This window comes from Acidovorax sp. SUPP2825, assembly GCF_030158995.1.
Classification (GTDB): Bacteria; Pseudomonadota; Gammaproteobacteria; order Burkholderiales; family Burkholderiaceae_C; genus Paracidovorax.
The window spans coordinates 1-14,617 of record NZ_BQXK01000031.1 but is presented as its reverse complement, the minus strand read 5'-3'; the positions used below and the strand labels follow the sequence as shown (position 1 = coordinate 14,617).

The window sequence follows — 14,617 nt, the reverse complement described above, 5'->3', positions numbered from 1 at the left end:
ACGGCGCCGCTAGCCGGAGCCGATCCGGCGGCGCAGCTGCTGCAGTTGCCGGGTCAGCGCGGTGAGTTCGGGCAGGGTGCACTGGCTGCTTTCCAGCACGCAGGCGGGAATGGCTTCGGCGCGGTCGCGCAGGGCCCGGCCGGCGGGGGTGAGCGTGGTGCGCACGCGGCGCTCGTCCTGCGCATCGCGCAGCCGAGTCACCAGGCCCGAGGCCTCCAGGCGCTTGAGCAGCGGGGTGAGCGTGCCGGAGTCGAGGAACAGGCGCTCGCCCAGTTCGGAGACGGTGATGCCGTCGCGCTCCCACAGCGACAGCATCACCAGGTACTGCGGGTAGGTGAGGCCGATGGATTCCAGCAGCGGCTTGTAGAGCTTGGTCATCGCCAGCGACGCGGAATAGAGCGCGAAGCAGACCTGGTTGTCCAGCTGCAGCAGGGCGGGGCTGGGCGTGGAGACCGGGTGGGCGAGGGCGTCGGGGCGGGGCATGGGCTGGATTGTGATGCCCAATTCAATTGCGCGCAATTTAATTGGGCATCACCCCATCGGCGCTGGGGGTTTGACGTGCGGCGTGCAGGCGGCAGCGCCGAATGGGTGTAGTGCGGGGCGGTGGAAGGTCCTTTGGCGCGTGCGTCCTGCCGCCGAGGGTGTGCATCAAAGTGGCCTCCGGCGCAATAATTTCTAGGGTGTTGTGCTATTAAAAATATAGCAAAAGGCCCTGACCCGATGGAGGAGGCCGGGGCTGCCCATGCCCCGGGTAAGGTCAGTAAGCGTACACGCCATGCCCGGTCTTGCGGCCCAGGCGGCCGGCGGCCACCATTTCCTTGAGCAGCGGGCAGGGGCGGTATTTGCTGTCGCCGAACTCGGTCAGGTACACGTTCATCACCGCCAGGCACACGTCCAGGCCGATCATGTCCGCCAGCGCCAGCGGGCCGATGGGCTGGTTGCAGCCGAGCTTCATGCCCGCGTCGATGTCCTCGGGCGTGGCCAGGCCTTCGGCCAGCACGAAGAACGCCTCGTTGATCATCGGCACCAGGATGCGGTTGACCACGAAGCCGGGCGCATTCTTCACGGTGATGGGGCTCTTGCCCAGCGACTCGGACAGGGCCTTCACCGTGTCGTGCGTGGCATCGCTGGTCTGCAGGCCGCGGATGATCTCCACCAGCGCCATCATCGGCACCGGGTTGAAGAAATGCATGCCGATGAAGCGGTCGGGCCGCGACGTGGCGGCGGCCAGTTGCGTGATGGAGATCGACGAGGTGTTGGAGGCGATGATGACCTCCGGCGCCACGATGGCGTCCACCTGCTTCAGGATCTTCACCTTGAGCTCGTGGTTCTCGGTGGCCGCCTCGATCACGATCTGCGCGGCTTTGAGGTCGTCGTAGTTCGTCGAGGTGCGGATGCGCGAGAGGGCCGCGTCCTTGTCGGCGGCGGTGATCTTTTCCTTCTTGATGAGCCGGTCCAGGCTGCCGGCCACGGTGGCCAGGCCCTTTTGCACGGCGGCCTCCGAGATGTCCACCATCACCGCGTGGATGCCCGACACGGCGCAGGCCTGCGCGATGCCGTTGCCCATGGTGCCTGCGCCGATGATGCCGACGGTCGTGATCGTCATATAAAGTCTTTCCGGCCAAAGAGCCAAATCAAAAAACAGGGGTTGCGCGGATCGGCGTGATCGTATCGGCAATCGCGGACGGCGCGGCCGGTGCGACACCCCAGCGGCCGCGGCCACTGGCACAGAGGAGACAACGGACATGTTCGACTACATCGTGATCGGCGGTGGTTCGGCCGGCTGCGTGCTGGCGGGGCGCCTGACCGAAGACCCCGCCGTGCGCGTGTGCCTGCTGGAGGCCGGCCCGCCCGACACCAGCGCCCTCATCCACTGCCCGGCCGGCATCGCCCTGATGGCGCGCACCGGCGCCTTCGGCTGGGGGCAGCACACCACGCCACAGCCCGGCCTGAACGGGCGCCGTGGCTACCAGCCGCGCGGCAAGGTGCTGGGCGGCTCCAGCTCGCTCAACGCCATGATCTACCTGCGCGGCCAGCCGGCCGACTATGACCACTGGGCCGCCGAGGGCAACCCGGGCTGGGCCTGGAGCGACGTGCTGCCGTACTTTCGCCGCGCCGAGCACAACGAGCGCGGCGCCGACGCCTTTCACGGCACGGGCGGCCCGCTGAACGTGATGGACCTGCCGGCGCCCCACCGCATCGCGCGCGATTTCATCGAGGCCGGCGTGCAGGCCGGCCATGCGCGCAATCCCGACTTCAACGGCGCCACGCAGGAGGGCGTGGGCTGGTACCAGGTCACCCACCGCGCGGGCGAGCGCTTCAGCGCCGCCAAGGCCTACCTCGCCCCGCACCGCGGCCGGCCCAACCTGCAGGTGGTGACGCACGCGCGCGCCACGCGCATCCTGTTCGAGGGCCGGCGCGCGGTGGGCGTGGAGTACCGCCAGGGCGGGCAGTCGCACACGGTGCGCGCTGCGCGCGAGGTGCTGCTGAGCGCGGGCGCGCTGCTGTCGCCGCAGTTGCTGATGCTGTCGGGCGTGGGGCCGGGCGCGGCGCTGCAGCGCCATGGCATCGCCGTGGTGCACGACCTGCCCGGCGTGGGCGAGCACCTGCACGACCACCCTGACGTGGTGCAAGTGATGGACGCGCCGCGCCTGACGGACCTGTTCGGCCTCTCGCCCACCGCCGCATGGCAGATGCTGCGCGGGGTGCGCGAATGGAGGGCGCACCGGCGCGGCATGCTGGTGACCAATTTCGCCGAAGCCGGCGGCTTCATCCGGAGCCGCCCCGAGGAGGCCGCGCCCGACCCGCAGCTGCACTTCGTGATCGGCAAGCTCGTCGACCACGGCCGCCGCACGGTGCTGGGCCACGGCTACTCGTGCCACGTGTGCCTGCTGCAGCCCCTGAGCCGCGGCCGGGTGACGCTGGCCGGCCCCGACCCGCACGCCCTGCCGCTGGTGGACCCGGCCTTCTTCGCCGATCCGGACGATCTGCAGCGCATGGTGCGCGGCGTGCGCCGCATGCGCGAGTGGCTGGCGCAGCCGGCGCTGGCCACGCACGGCGCGCGCGAAATGCCGGCCTCGGCCGCGGCGCAGACCGACGAGGCCATCGGGCAGTTCATCCGCCAGCATGCCGACACGGTGTACCACCCGGTGGGCAGCTGCCGCATGGGGCCCGGCGCGATGGACGTGGTGGGCGCGGGCCTGCGCGTGCACGGTCTGGACGGCCTGCGCGTGGTCGATGCGTCGGTCATGCCGCGCATCGTGAGCGGCAACACCAACGCGCCGACCATCATGGTCGCGGAAAAGGCCGTGGACCTGCTGCGCGCAGCGGCCTGAGGTGGATCGCGCAGCTACGCTGCTGGTGGGGGCCTGAAGGCGTGTTTCATCAGGCCTGGAACCGCTTGCGCGTGAGCGCCAGCGCCGTCCAGAACGCGACCACCGTGGTGACCACCAGCACCAGGCCGTGGCGCAGCGGGTGCGCGGGCCACTGGTCCATGAACAGCGGGCGCACCAGCTCCACCGCATTGGCCAGCGGCAGCCAGTCGGACACATGGCGCACCACGGCGGGCAACTGCTCGCGCGGGAAGAACACGCCCGACAGGAACATCATCGGCGTGAGCACCAGCGTGAAGTAGTAGGTGAAGAAGTCGTAGCCCTTGGCCAGCGCGTTGAAGATCAGCGCGATGCTGGAGAACATCACCCCCACGAACAGCAGCACGGGCCAGGCCACGAGCAGCTTGGGGCTGTGGCTGATCTTCAGCGCCAGCATCACGCCCAGGATGGCGGTGACGGTGAACACGGCCTTGAAGCCGGCCCACAGCATCTCGGCCAGCACCACGTTGTCCAGGCTGACCGGCGCGTTCATGATCCCGTCCCAGGTCTTTTGCACGTGCATGCGCGAGAACGCCGAGTACAGCGCCTCGAAGCTGGCCGCGTTCATGGCGCTCATGCAGATGGAGCCGCTGGCCAGAAACAGGATGTAGGGCACCTGCGTGCCCCCCACGTTCACCTGGCCCACCAGCGCGCCCATGCCGTACCCGAAGGCGACCAGCCACATCAGCGGCTCGGCGATATTGCCCACCAGGCTGGGGATGGCCAGCTTGCGCCACACCAGCAGGTTGCGCAGGAAGACGGGCCACCAGCGGGCGGACAGCTCGGGCGCGCGCCAGATCGAGGGGGTGGCCGGTCGGGCCGGCGTGGTGGGGCTGGGGTGGGGGGCGGTGGACATGGCGCTATTGTGCGGCGGCCGAGCGACGGGCCGCGGCCGGACTCACAGCACCTTCACCGCCCGGCCGATGTACTGGATCGGGCCGGTGGGCTTGCCGATGGGCGAGCCGCTCGGGGGCTCCAGCGTCAACTCGAACAACTGGTTGGGCTGCAGCGGCGGCAGCTTCTCCAGCGCCAGCTGCAATGACTGGCCGGGCTGGACCAGTCCCAGCGAGACCGGCCCGCTCCAGCTGTCGGCCTTGGTCCAGAATTCCAGCGCGCGGCCCGCGGGCACTTCGGCCACGCCCAGCGGAATGAGCTGGAGCGCGCTGGGCGAACTCGCCTGCACGACCCAGCCGGGCGCCTTGTCCTGCGGTGCCACCAGCACCACCATGAACTGCGGGGGCGTGGCCTGCGGCGCCACGCGGGTGACCAGCACCGCGGCCAGAACGGCCGCCATGGCAAAGCCCGAGCCCGCCAGCCCGCGCCACAGGCCCAGGTGGTTCCACCAGTTTCGGGAAGGCCGGGCCGGCGTCGGCCGGGGCGCTGGTGGCGCAGCCGGTGAATGGGAATGTGAATGGGCGGCGGGCGCGCTGGCCTGTGCGCCGTCGGCGGCCTGCAGCGAGGCATCGATGCGCGTCCACAGCTGGGCCGGCGGTGCGATCGGCTCGGCCAGCCCGGTCAGCGGCAGCAGCCGCGCTTCCCAGTCGGCCACGGCGCGCTGCAGGGCCGGGTCCGATGCCAGGCGCTGCGCCACGCGGGCGCGGGCGGCGGCGGACAAGGTGCCCAGCACGTACTCGCCGGCCAGCAGGTGCAGGTCTTCGGGCATGGCGGGATGGGGGATCGGCGCGGTCATGCCATGCACTCCCGCAGCGAGGTCAGGCTGCGCCGTATCCACGCCTTCACGGTGCCCAGGGGGGCGCCCAGGCGCTCGGCGATCTCGCCATGCGAGCAGCCATCCACATAGGCGTGCAGCACGCAATTGCGCCGCGCCGGGTCCAGGCCCTCCAGGCAGTGCTGCAGGCGGCCCAGGCTGGCGTTGAGTTCGAAGGCTTCCGCGATCTCGCGGTGGGCCTGCACCGACTGCTCGGCCTCCAGGGCCTGCACGGTGTCGTCGTCCACGTCGAGATGGCGGCCCGCATCGCGCACGGCGTTCAGGGCCAGGTTGCGCACCACGCTGTAGATCCAGCCGCGGGCGCTGCCCCGGCTGGCATCGAAGCTGCCGGCACGCGTCCAGATGTTCACGCAGGCGTCGTGCACGATGTCCTCGGCCAGCGCCCTCTGCCGCACGATGCGCCAGGCCACGCCCAGCAGGCGCGGCCCCTCGTGCTCGTACAGGCGGCGCATGGCCTGCCGGTCGCCCGCCGCGCAGCGGGCCAGGGTGGCTTCGTAGTCGAAGTCGTCGTCAGCGGCAGGCGTGGAAGGCAAGGGGCGGTGGCTCCAGCGGTCGAAGGCCGGGCGCTGGCGTCGATCGGCCGCCCGGAACGTGGGCCGCATGGTAGCCGACATGGCCGTGCTCCAAAGGCTTTCGACCCTGAAAGACCCGCCCCGGGCCGTCAGGCGGCCTTCCAGAAGATGTAGTCGGCCTGGTACTTCACGGTCTGGCGGTCGCCCTTGTTGGTGGCGGTGCAGGCCGCGGCTGGGGCGACGCCGCCCTTGAGCGCCACGCGCTGGATGAAGGTCACGCCCGTCAGCGCGCCCGAGCCCATGGCCGGGTTGGCCTTCACGAGCTGGTAGGGCAGGTTGCCGGTGCCGGCCGGGGCCACGGCCAGCTGCGTGGCGGTGACCTTGGAGCCGTCCTGCGCCTCCCAGGTGGCGGGCGGGCCGTAGTACGTGCCCACCTGCTTGCCGCTGCGGTCGTTCAGCAAGGCCTTCGGTCCCACGAACACCCATTCGGTCTGACCGGGCATGTTGGCCTTGTCGCGGCATTCGTAGGTGATGTCGCCCACGCCCACGGTTTCCCAGGCCACCATGTTGCCGGCCGGCACCTTGATCGACTCGGGCAGGCTGTCCTGCGAGAACTTCGGGCCCGATGCCGACATGGAGCCGCAGGCCGCGAGCAGGGCCGCGGCGGCGATGGCGCCGGTCAGGGGGATGAGGCGAGAGAGCGTTGGCTGGATGGTCATGGCGTTTCCCTTGTCTTCGGTTGGGTTGAAAAAAGCAGCAGCAATCTCCGCTGCTGCAGGTACTACCCATGGGAACGCCGTTTGGATGCAGGCCGCGCGAAATATTTTTTCGAAAGCCGCGCGGGCCCGGTTTTTACCAGGCGGCCGGTTCAGCCGTCTTCGCGGATCTGCCGGCCGGTGAGTTTCAGGAACAGGTCTTCCAGGTTGGCCGGCCGGTGCAGCGTGCGCAGGTGTCCGTGCGTACTGAGGGCGGCCAGCAGCGGCCGGGCGTCGTGCGTGTAGAAAAACACCGTCTCGCCGCTCACCTCCACACGGGCGGCGAGCGGGCGCAGGGCGGCGTCTTCGGCCAGCGCCACCGCGCCCACGCCGAACAGTTCCACCACGTCGGGCTCCAGGTGCTCGGCGATCAGCTCGCGCGGTCGGCCTTCGGCGATCTTGCGGCCGTGGTCCAGCACCAGCAGGCGCGAACACAGGCGCTCGGCCTCGTCCATGAAATGCGTGGTCAGCAGGATCGACTTGCCCTGCTGCACCAGCAATTGCAAGCGCTCCCACATCAGGTGGCGGGCCTGCGGGTCCAGGCCGGTGGTGGGCTCGTCCAGCAGCAGCAGGCGTGGGTCGTTCACCAGGGCGCGGGCCAGCGACAGGCGCCGCTTCATCCCGCCCGACAGCTCGCCCGGCTTGGCGCCGGCCTTGTGCGTGAGCGCTGCGAACTCCAGCAGGCGCGGCACGCGCTCCTGCATCACCGCGCCCTTGAGCCCGAAGTAGCGGCCGAAGATGCGCAGGTTCTCCGCGCAGGTGAAGTCCGGGTCCAGCGTGTCGAACTGCGTCACCACACCCAGCTGCGCCTTGATGGCCAGCGCGTCCTGGGGCATGGCCAGCGGCGTGCCGGCCCCTTCCGGATGAAAGTGCACGCTGCCGCCGTCGGGCGCGGTCAGGCCCAGGCACATGCGGATGGTGGTGGTCTTGCCGGCGCCGTTGGGGCCGATGACACCCAGGCATTCGCCGGGCGCGATGGAGAACGAGACATCGTCGACCACCGTGGCGTCGCCGTAGCGCTTGTGCAGGTGATCGATCTGGAGAAGGGGGGGATGCGCCATGGGCGTCTATTATTGTTCGCCGCTCCTCCGGGGCCGCGCCCCGTTTTTTCCCGACCCTCTTTCTTCATTCCATCTCTTTCACCTGCTATGACCACTCTCGGCACCCCCCTTTCGCCCTCGGCCACCAAAGTCATGCTGCTCGGCTCGGGCGAGCTGGGCAAGGAAGTCCTCATCGCCCTGCAGCGCCTGGGCGTGGAGACCATCGCCGTGGACCGCTACGAGAACGCGCCCGGCCAGCAGGTGGCCCACCATGCGCGCACCATCACCATGAGCGATCCGGCCCAGCTGAAGGCGCTCATCGAGGCCGAGCGGCCCCACCTCGTGGTGCCCGAGATCGAGGCCATCGCCACGCCCATGCTCGAAGAGCTGGAGGCCGCCGGCACCGTGCGCGTGATCCCCACCGCCCGCGCCGCGCGCCTGACCATGGACCGCGAAGGCATCCGCCGCCTGGCCGCCGAAACGCTGGGCCTGCCCACCAGCCCCTACCAATTCTGCGATTCGCTTGAAGAGCTGCAGGCGGCCATTGACGGCGGCATCGGCTACCCCTGCATCGTCAAGCCCGTGATGAGCAGCTCCGGCAAGGGGCAGAGCAAAATCGACGGCCCGGCCGACGTGCAGAAGGCCTGGGACTACGCCATGGCCGGCGGCCGCGTGAGCCATGGCCGCGTCATCGTCGAAGGCTTCATCGACTTCGACTACGAGATCACCCTGCTCACCGTGCGCGCGCTCGGCGAAGGCGGCCAGCCCGAGACGCACTTTTGCGAACCCATCGGCCACATCCAGGTCAGCGGGGACTACGTGGAAAGCTGGCAGCCCCAGCCCATGCGCCCCGCGGCCCTGGAGCGCGCCCGTGAGATCGCCAAGGCCGTGACCGACGACCTCGGCGGCCAGGGCCTGTTCGGGGTGGAACTGTTCGTGAAGGGCGATTCCGTGTGGTTCAGCGAGGTGAGCCCCCGCCCGCACGACACGGGCCTGGTCACCCTGGCCACGCAGGTGCAGAGCGAGTTCGAGCTGCACGCCCGCGCCATCCTGGGCCTGCCCGTCAACACCGCCCTGCGCAGCCCGGGCGCCAGCGCCGTCATCTACGGCGGCATGGACGTGCAAGGCATCGCCTTCGACGGCGTGGATGAGGCCCTGCGCGTGCCGAACACCGACCTGCGCCTGTTTGGCAAGCCCGAGAGTTTCGTGAAGCGGCGCATGGGCGTGGCGCTGGCGTTCGATGCCGATGTCGAGGTGGCGCGGGAGCGGGCCAAGCTGGCGGCCGGCAAGGTCAGGCCACGCAAAGCGTAAGCATCGGCATTCACACCACCGGTCCGACCGCGGCGGCGGGGCACTGTCGTCGGGGGCCGAATCGAAACGGCAGGCATGCGCGCGATCCCAGGAGTCGCGCAGCGTGCCGGCTCCTCCAGAGCTTGGCCTCCTTGCTTGGCGCCGCCATGGCGCGCCCCTTCATCGCAACGGAATGGGAAGGCACCCGTTCCTGGCGCATCCCCCTCCTTCTGAAGCCGCTCCTTCAATGGCCCGCAGCTCGACTGCCTCTGCGCAGCGCCATACCGTCACCATCCTGTCATCGCGGCGAAATATGAAATGAATAACATTTGCTAACAAACAGCCCCCTTGGCCCCCATGTTCGCAAATTCCGAGTACCTGAGCAGCTTTCGGCCCCGTTTCCGTCAGCCCAGTGCGGCGGACCTGTGCAACATGGTGCCCTGCATGACGACAGACCAGACCAACGAACAGGTCATGGAGGTGTTCGGCCAGCACCGCGACCTCGTCAGTCTGCCCGTCGTGGAGGGCAGGCAGCCCATCGGGCTGATCAACCGGAACATCTTCCTCTCCCAGATGAGCAAGCCGTTCCGCATGGAGCTCTACGGCCGCAAGAGCTGCATCGCGTTCATGGACAAGGAGCCGCTGATCGTCGATGCCGCGCTGGACATCGGGGCGCTGACGTTCAAGACGGTGGAATGCGGCGAAAAGGCACTGTCCGATGGCTTCATCATCACCCACGAGGGGGCCTTCATCGGCGTGGGCAACGGGCTGCAGCTGATGCGTGTGGTGGCCGACATGCAGGCCTCGCGCAACCGCCAGGTCATGCACAGCATCGAATACGCGAGCGTGATCCAGCAGTCCACGCTGCGCAGTTCGCTCGAGGCGCTGGCACGCGTGTGCCCCGGCGCGCACCTGGTCTGGGAGCCGCGCGACGTGGTCGGGGGCGACTTCTACCAGTTCAGCACCGAGCCTGACGGCTGGTTCGCCACCGTCGCCGACTGCACGGGCCATGGCGTGCCGGGCGCTTTCATGACCCTGATCGCCTCCACCAGCCTCAACCAGGCGATCAAGCAGCACGGCGCCCGCGATCCCGCGCAGCTGCTGGGCAGCGTGAATCGCAGCATCAAGCAGATGCTGGGGCAGCAGGATGCGCAGGAAGGCACGGAGCGCTCCAACGACGGCATGGATGCCGCCTGCTTCTGGTTCGAGCCGGCGCAGGGGCGCCTGGTCTTCGCGGGGGCCCGGCTGTCGCTGTTCCTGGTGCGGCCCGGCACCGACGCGGTCGAGATCATCGAGGGACAGCGCAAAGGCGTGGGCTACGTGGACAGCGACTTCGATTTCGCCTGGAACAACCAGGAGCTGATCCTGCCCCCCGGCACGCTGGTTTTCGTCAGCACCGACGGCCTGATCGACCAGGTGGGCGGCCCGCGCGCGATCGCGCTGGGAAAACGCCGCGTGCGGGAGTTGCTTTTCGAGCAGCGGGAGCGCACGCCCGCGGAGATCAACCGGGCCGTGCTCGATGCGCTGGAGCAGTGGCAGGGCCAGGGCGATCACCACCGCCGCGACGACCTCACCTTTTTTTGCTTTCGCACCTGAGACGGAAATCCGCCATGCCCTCGTTCATGAACGCTGAAAACCCCGGTTCCTTCTTCAACCTGGCCAGGCAGCACCGCGTCATCTTCTACTACGTGGGCTACTTCTCGCAGAACATCATCGCGGCCATGGCCGATGCGGTGAAACTGCAGCTGGAGGTCGCCGACGTGGCGGGACCGACGCGGCGCAAGCTGTTCTCGTCCTTCGTGGAGATGGCGCAGAACATCATCCATTACTCCGCCGATACGCTCACGCCCCCCAGCCATGACAACGGCGAACTGCGCCACGGCTCGGTGTGCATCCGCCGTGAAGCCGACGGCAGCTTCCTGCTGCTGTGCGCCAACCCGGTGGAGCCGCGCATCGCCGACGAACTGCGCGAGAAGCTGGCCGCGCTGCGCAGCATGACGCTGGAAGAGATCAAGCAGGCCTACCGCCAGACTCTGCGCGAGGAGACCCCCGAGGGCAGCAAGGGCGCAGGCATGGGGTTTCTCACCATGGCCCGCGACGCCCGCGAACCGCTGGAATTTGGCTTCGACGCGACGCAAGGACCCGACCAGGCGCCGGTGTTCTATCTGAAAGCGGCGATCTGACGCGCCAAGCCCGCAAACGAATCGAGATCACAGATGGACAACCTCTACATCGCACCGACCCCCAGTTCGCCGGAGGTGGACTTCAAGTTCGACGCCCACGCGCTGAGCTTGCGCGGCGAGTCCTACCCCGAGAATGCCGCGGCGTTCTATGGCGACGTTCTCACGCAGCTCAGGGCCTATCTGGCCGAGCAGGTGGACACCAAAATCGAGGTGAGCATCGCGCTCGCCTACTTCAACAGCTCGAGCACCAAGATGCTCTTCAACCTGATCGAGGCGCTCAGCGATGCGGCCGGCGCGGGCAACGAGATCGTGGTGCACTGGTATCACGTTGAGGAAGACGACACCATCCTCGAATTCGGCCAGGAGCTCAGCGAAGACTTTCCCGCCATCCATTTCTCGACCCACCCCGTCAGCGCGGCCTGATGCCCATGGACGCCGCGACCCCCCCGGACCTGTTCGAGGCCGAAAACCAGGCCTTGCTGGTCGCACGCAGCGTCTACCAGCGCCATGAAGGCCTGGAAGAGGCCCCCTGCCGGCAGGCGCTGGGCGATCTGCTGGTCGCCTACGAGCGGCTACTGCGGGAGACGCGTCGCCTGGTGCGCCGCAGCGACCGGGCGGAGCTGGACATGAACCAGCTGAACCTGCGGCTGCAGGACCTGGCAGCCCAGCTGGAGTACCGGGCCAACCACGACCCGCTGACCGGCGTGCTCAACCGGGCGGCCATCATCGAGCGGGTCAACCAGCAGCTGCGAAGCGGCGGCCTCGCGCTGATCGTGCTGGACATCGACCATTTCAAGCGCATCAACGACAGTTTCGGCCACCCGGTGGGCGACCGGGTGATCCTGGGCGTGGTCGCCTGCCTGCAGGCCGTCGTGCCCCCGACCGCACAGGTCGGCCGGGTCGGCGGCGAGGAATTCACCGTGGTGCTGCCGGGGCAGGGCCATGATACGGCGATGCCGGTGGCCGAGGCCTTGCGCCAGGCCATCGAGTCCCACCGCTTCGACCTGCCCGATGGCAGCGGCATCACGGCCAGCTTCGGACTGAGCTGCCTGGCGCAGGGCGGCACCTTCGACAACGCCTACGGTCTGGCGGACGAGGCCTTGTACGTTGCCAAGCGCGGCGGCCGCAATCGCGTGTCGCTCGCCCCGTGCAGCCGCCACCTGCCTGCCGCATGAACGCCGGGGTGGTGCCCGACTGTCCCGCGCCGCAAGTCGCCGCCGCGCGCACCGTCCGCACCCGCGACCCGCAGGGCGGGCCCGACTGGCGGATCCTCGTCGTGGACAGCGACGCGGGCGTGCATGCGGCCATGCGCGCGGCGCTGCAGGGGCGCACGCTTTTCGGCCGCGCCCTGGTGTCGCGGCACGCTTTTTCGGGCGAAGAAGCGCGCGCGTTGCTCGTGGGCGAGCCGAACGTGGCGATGGTGCTGCTCGACGTGGCTTCGGAGCCAGTGGGCGGCGCCGTCGCGGCGGCCGGCACCCCCTTGGCGCTGGTGGACTTCATCCGCCACACCGCCCGCCTGCCCAATGCACGCATCGTGCTGCGAACGGGCCAGCCCGGGCCAGTCATGGACCTGGACACCCTGCTGCAGTACGACATCAACGACTACCGCCCCAAGTCCGAGCTGACGCATGACCGGCTGCTGGCCCTGGTCGTCACCTCCGTGCGGTCCTACCAGCGGCTATGCGCCGCCGAGGCCAGCCGCCGCAGCCTGGAACTCATCGTGCGGTCCAGCGCGTCCTTGCTGGAGACCACCGATCCGCGGGCTTTCGCCTCGGGCGTCATCACCCAATTGGCGGCATTGCTGGGCGTCGCATGCCATGCGCTGGTGTGCGCGCAGCAGGGAGAGACTGCAGACCGGTTTCAGGTGCTGGCGGCGGCGGGCCGGTTCGCCGGCCTCGCCGACGGCCCGTTCGACGCCGTTGCCGCCCGGCCCGAATGGGGCGTGCTGCGCCGTGTGCTGGAAGGCCGCGGCAATGGGTATGCCGCCGATGGCGGCGTGGCGCTGCACATCGGGCACCAGGGCCGGCAGGGCATGGCCGTCTTCATCGACGTGCCCGCGGCGCGCGGCGCGCTCGATACCCAGATGCTGGACGTCTTCTGCGCCAACCTGGGCACCCTGCTGCACAACCACGGCCTGCTCGCGCGGCTGCATGAATACGCCTACTACGACCCGCTGGTGCGCCTGCCCAACCGCGCGCACTTCGTCGAGAAGGTGGACGAATGCGCCCGCCTCGGCACGCGCGGCCACATCCTGGCGCTGCTCGACATCGACGATTTCAGCGCCACCAACGACGTCATGGGCCACCGCTTCGGAGACTGCCTGCTGGAGCGGGTCGCCCGCGCGCTGTCCGCGGCACTGCCACCGGGCGTGCTGCTGGCCCGCCTGGGGGCGGACACGTTCGGCGTGCTGGGGGCGGTGGCGCAGGTGTCGCTGCAGCGGCTGCTGGACTGCGTTCGCCAGCCCCTGGCGGTGAATGGCGTGGCGCAAAAGGTGTCGCTCACCTGCGGCTATGTCTTCCTGCCCGAGGTGCCGCAGGCGGGCGCCGACCTCGTCAAGGACGCCACCATCGCCTTGAAGCGCGCCAAGCGCGACCACCGCGGTCAGCACCTGGAATATTCGGACCACATGGGGGCCGAGGCCCGCACCCGGGCGCTGCTGCTGTCCGACCTGCGGGCGGCCATCGACACGGCCAAGCTCTTTCTGGTCTATCAGCCGCAGATCGACCTGGCGACCCGGCGCCTGGTGGGGCTGGAAGCCCTGGTGCGCTGGCGCGCGGACGACGGCCAGCTGATATCGCCCGACCAGTTCATTCCGGTGGCCGAGCATTCGGGACTCATCGTGGCGCTGGGCAAGTGGGTGCTGTCCACCGCGTGCGCCTGCATGCGGGAGTTGCTGGCGGCGGGCCATGCACCCGGGCGCATGGCGGTCAACGTGTCGTCCGTGCAGTTGCAGGACCCCGCTTTTTTCGACACGGTCTGCGCGGCCCTGGCGGACAGCGGGCTAAAGGGGCCGCAGCTGGAGCTGGAGATCACGGAGTCGGTGGCCGCGCTGCCCACCCAATTGCTGAACTCGACCCTGTCCAGCCTGCGCGCGCAAGGCATCTCCATCGCGATCGACGATTTCGGCACGGGCTATTCCTCGCTGAGCTACCTGGAGCGGCTGGCGCTCGACCGCATCAAGATCGACCGCTCCTTCGTGCGCCACCTGGGCGAGCCGCACGGCGTCCGGATCGCGGAAATGGTGGCGCAACTGGGTCGCAAGCTCGGGCTGCAGGTGCTGGCCGAGGGCATCGAGGATGCCGCCGCACTGCGCGCCCTGCTGGACATGGGTTGCCACGAGGGCCAGGGCTACCACATCGCCATGCCGATGGAGAAGGGGGCCCTCATGGCCTGGTTGCAGCAACGGCGGTGAGCTGGGGCCACGCGCGTGTCGAACACCGACCTGCGCCTGTTCGGCAAACCCGAGAGTTTCGTGAAGCGGCGCATGGGCGTGGCGCTGGCGTTCGATGCCGACGTCGAGGTGGCGCGGGAGCGGGCCAAGTTGGCGGCCGGCAAGGTCAGCCCGCGCCAGGAACAAGGAATGGATGTTCGCCCGGTGTGGCGAACCTACTGGGAGCCTCTCACAACCCCATGTTTGACGAATCCGAATAGGGAGGAGTGGGCGCCAGTAGCCGTTTGAGCGTGATGAGGCCCAGCAGCGGTCTGCGCCTGGGTGCATGAGGGGCCTTGCAGGCCCG

At 69.1% G+C, this 14,617-nt stretch carries 14 protein-coding genes and 2 pseudogenes; 8 read left to right on the top strand and 8 right to left on the bottom strand.

The annotated features are described in order from the left end of the window. Positions 1 to 9: 9 nt before the first annotated feature. Positions 10 to 483 (bottom strand): MarR family winged helix-turn-helix transcriptional regulator, encoded by a 474-nt coding sequence (locus AVAK2825_RS23535; protein WP_284402860.1) that lies wholly within the window; start codon positions 481 to 483, stop codon positions 10 to 12. Positions 484 to 757: 274 nt separating this feature from the next. Continuing rightward, positions 758 to 1,606 (bottom strand): 3-hydroxybutyryl-CoA dehydrogenase, encoded by an 849-nt coding sequence (locus AVAK2825_RS23530; protein ID WP_284402859.1) that lies wholly within the window; start codon positions 1,604 to 1,606, stop codon positions 758 to 760. Between the two features lie 139 nt (positions 1,607 to 1,745). Between AVAK2825_RS23530 and AVAK2825_RS23525 the strand changes: the two genes are divergently transcribed. Then, positions 1,746 to 3,335, top strand: a complete 1,590-nt coding sequence (locus tag AVAK2825_RS23525) for a GMC family oxidoreductase (protein ID WP_284402858.1) — start codon at positions 1,746 to 1,748, stop codon at positions 3,333 to 3,335. Positions 3,336 to 3,384: 49 nt separating this feature from the next. Here the strand turns inward: AVAK2825_RS23525 and AVAK2825_RS23520 are convergent, their stop codons facing one another. The 6 genes and pseudogenes from AVAK2825_RS23520 to AVAK2825_RS24875 all read right to left on the bottom strand — a co-directional run. After that, positions 3,385 to 4,227 (bottom strand): ABC transporter permease, encoded by an 843-nt coding sequence (locus tag AVAK2825_RS23520; RefSeq protein WP_284402857.1) that lies wholly within the window; start codon positions 4,225 to 4,227, stop codon positions 3,385 to 3,387. 42 nt (positions 4,228 to 4,269) lie between these two features. Beyond that, positions 4,270 to 5,061: an anti-sigma factor gene (locus AVAK2825_RS23515; protein WP_284402856.1), complete on the bottom strand. Its 792-nt coding sequence runs from the start codon at positions 5,059 to 5,061 to the stop codon at positions 4,270 to 4,272. After that, positions 5,058 to 5,714: a sigma-70 family RNA polymerase sigma factor gene (locus AVAK2825_RS23510; protein WP_272567101.1), complete on the bottom strand. Its 657-nt coding sequence runs from the start codon at positions 5,712 to 5,714 to the stop codon at positions 5,058 to 5,060. Before AVAK2825_RS23510 ends, AVAK2825_RS23515 begins: the two co-directional genes overlap by 4 nt. Before the next feature lie 47 nt (positions 5,715 to 5,761). After that, positions 5,762 to 6,331, bottom strand: coding sequence for a DUF3455 domain-containing protein (locus AVAK2825_RS23505; protein ID WP_284402855.1), 570 nt, complete (start codon positions 6,329 to 6,331; stop codon positions 5,762 to 5,764). A 149-nt stretch (positions 6,332 to 6,480) separates the two neighbouring features. Then, positions 6,481 to 6,822, bottom strand: coding sequence for an ATP-binding cassette domain-containing protein (locus AVAK2825_RS24880; RefSeq protein WP_498739044.1), 342 nt, complete (start codon positions 6,820 to 6,822; stop codon positions 6,481 to 6,483). Between the two features lie 15 nt (positions 6,823 to 6,837). Further along, a pseudogene (locus AVAK2825_RS24875) lies at positions 6,838 to 7,353 on the bottom strand (ATP-binding cassette domain-containing protein); the annotation flags it as partial. 162 nt (positions 7,354 to 7,515) lie between these two features. On the opposite strand from AVAK2825_RS24875, the gene purT reads away from it, so the two are divergent. The 7 genes and pseudogenes from purT to AVAK2825_RS23465 all read left to right on the top strand — a co-directional run. Further along, positions 7,516 to 8,718, top strand: a complete 1,203-nt coding sequence (gene purT / locus AVAK2825_RS23495; RefSeq protein WP_284402853.1) for a formate-dependent phosphoribosylglycinamide formyltransferase — start codon at positions 7,516 to 7,518, stop codon at positions 8,716 to 8,718. A 336-nt stretch (positions 8,719 to 9,054) separates the two neighbouring features. Further along, positions 9,055 to 10,293, top strand: coding sequence for a SpoIIE family protein phosphatase (locus AVAK2825_RS23490; protein ID WP_284402852.1), 1,239 nt, complete (start codon positions 9,055 to 9,057; stop codon positions 10,291 to 10,293). A 14-nt stretch (positions 10,294 to 10,307) separates the two neighbouring features. Continuing rightward, complete coding sequence (locus AVAK2825_RS23485) at positions 10,308 to 10,880, top strand: SiaB family protein kinase (protein ID WP_284402851.1); 573 nt, start codon at positions 10,308 to 10,310, stop codon at positions 10,878 to 10,880. 33 nt (positions 10,881 to 10,913) lie between these two features. Beyond that, positions 10,914 to 11,303 carry a DUF1987 domain-containing protein gene (locus AVAK2825_RS23480; RefSeq protein ID WP_284402850.1) on the top strand — a complete coding sequence of 130 codons (390 nt, stop codon included), beginning with the start codon at positions 10,914 to 10,916 and terminating at the stop codon, positions 11,301 to 11,303. 5 nt (positions 11,304 to 11,308) lie between these two features. Continuing rightward, complete coding sequence (locus tag AVAK2825_RS23475; protein WP_284402849.1) at positions 11,309 to 12,055, top strand: GGDEF domain-containing protein; 747 nt, start codon at positions 11,309 to 11,311, stop codon at positions 12,053 to 12,055. Beyond that, the gene (locus AVAK2825_RS23470; protein ID WP_502870602.1) at positions 12,052 to 14,292 is read left to right on the top strand and encodes a putative bifunctional diguanylate cyclase/phosphodiesterase; all 2,241 of its coding nucleotides are present in this window, start codon (positions 12,052 to 12,054) and stop codon (positions 14,290 to 14,292) included. The genes AVAK2825_RS23475 and AVAK2825_RS23470 overlap by 4 nt, the downstream gene beginning before the upstream one ends. A 6-nt stretch (positions 14,293 to 14,298) precedes the next feature. Then, a pseudogene (locus AVAK2825_RS23465) lies at positions 14,299 to 14,448 on the top strand (formate-dependent phosphoribosylglycinamide formyltransferase); the annotation flags it as partial. Positions 14,449 to 14,617 lie beyond the last annotated feature (169 nt).

Coding starts and splice junctions, on each gene's coding strand:
- AVAK2825_RS23535 (WP_284402860.1), bottom strand. CDS start 483: ATGCCCCGCCCCGACGCCCTCGCCCACCCGGTCTCCACGCCCAGCCCC.
- AVAK2825_RS23530 (WP_284402859.1), bottom strand. CDS start 1,606: ATGACGATCACGACCGTCGGCATCATCGGCGCAGGCACCATGGGCAAC.
- AVAK2825_RS23525 (WP_284402858.1), top strand. CDS start 1,746: ATGTTCGACTACATCGTGATCGGCGGTGGTTCGGCCGGCTGCGTGCTG.
- AVAK2825_RS23520 (WP_284402857.1), bottom strand. CDS start 4,227: ATGTCCACCGCCCCCCACCCCAGCCCCACCACGCCGGCCCGACCGGCC.
- AVAK2825_RS23515 (WP_284402856.1), bottom strand. CDS start 5,061: ATGACCGCGCCGATCCCCCATCCCGCCATGCCCGAAGACCTGCACCTG.
- AVAK2825_RS23510 (WP_272567101.1), bottom strand. CDS start 5,714: ATGTCGGCTACCATGCGGCCCACGTTCCGGGCGGCCGATCGACGCCAG.
- AVAK2825_RS23505 (WP_284402855.1), bottom strand. CDS start 6,331: ATGACCATCCAGCCAACGCTCTCTCGCCTCATCCCCCTGACCGGCGCC.
- AVAK2825_RS24880 (WP_498739044.1), bottom strand. CDS start 6,822: ATGGACGAGGCCGAGCGCCTGTGTTCGCGCCTGCTGGTGCTGGACCAC.
- purT (WP_284402853.1), top strand. CDS start 7,516: ATGACCACTCTCGGCACCCCCCTTTCGCCCTCGGCCACCAAAGTCATG.
- AVAK2825_RS23490 (WP_284402852.1), top strand. CDS start 9,055: ATGTTCGCAAATTCCGAGTACCTGAGCAGCTTTCGGCCCCGTTTCCGT.
- AVAK2825_RS23485 (WP_284402851.1), top strand. CDS start 10,308: ATGCCCTCGTTCATGAACGCTGAAAACCCCGGTTCCTTCTTCAACCTG.
- AVAK2825_RS23480 (WP_284402850.1), top strand. CDS start 10,914: ATGGACAACCTCTACATCGCACCGACCCCCAGTTCGCCGGAGGTGGAC.
- AVAK2825_RS23475 (WP_284402849.1), top strand. CDS start 11,309: ATGGACGCCGCGACCCCCCCGGACCTGTTCGAGGCCGAAAACCAGGCC.
- AVAK2825_RS23470 (WP_502870602.1), top strand. CDS start 12,052: ATGAACGCCGGGGTGGTGCCCGACTGTCCCGCGCCGCAAGTCGCCGCC.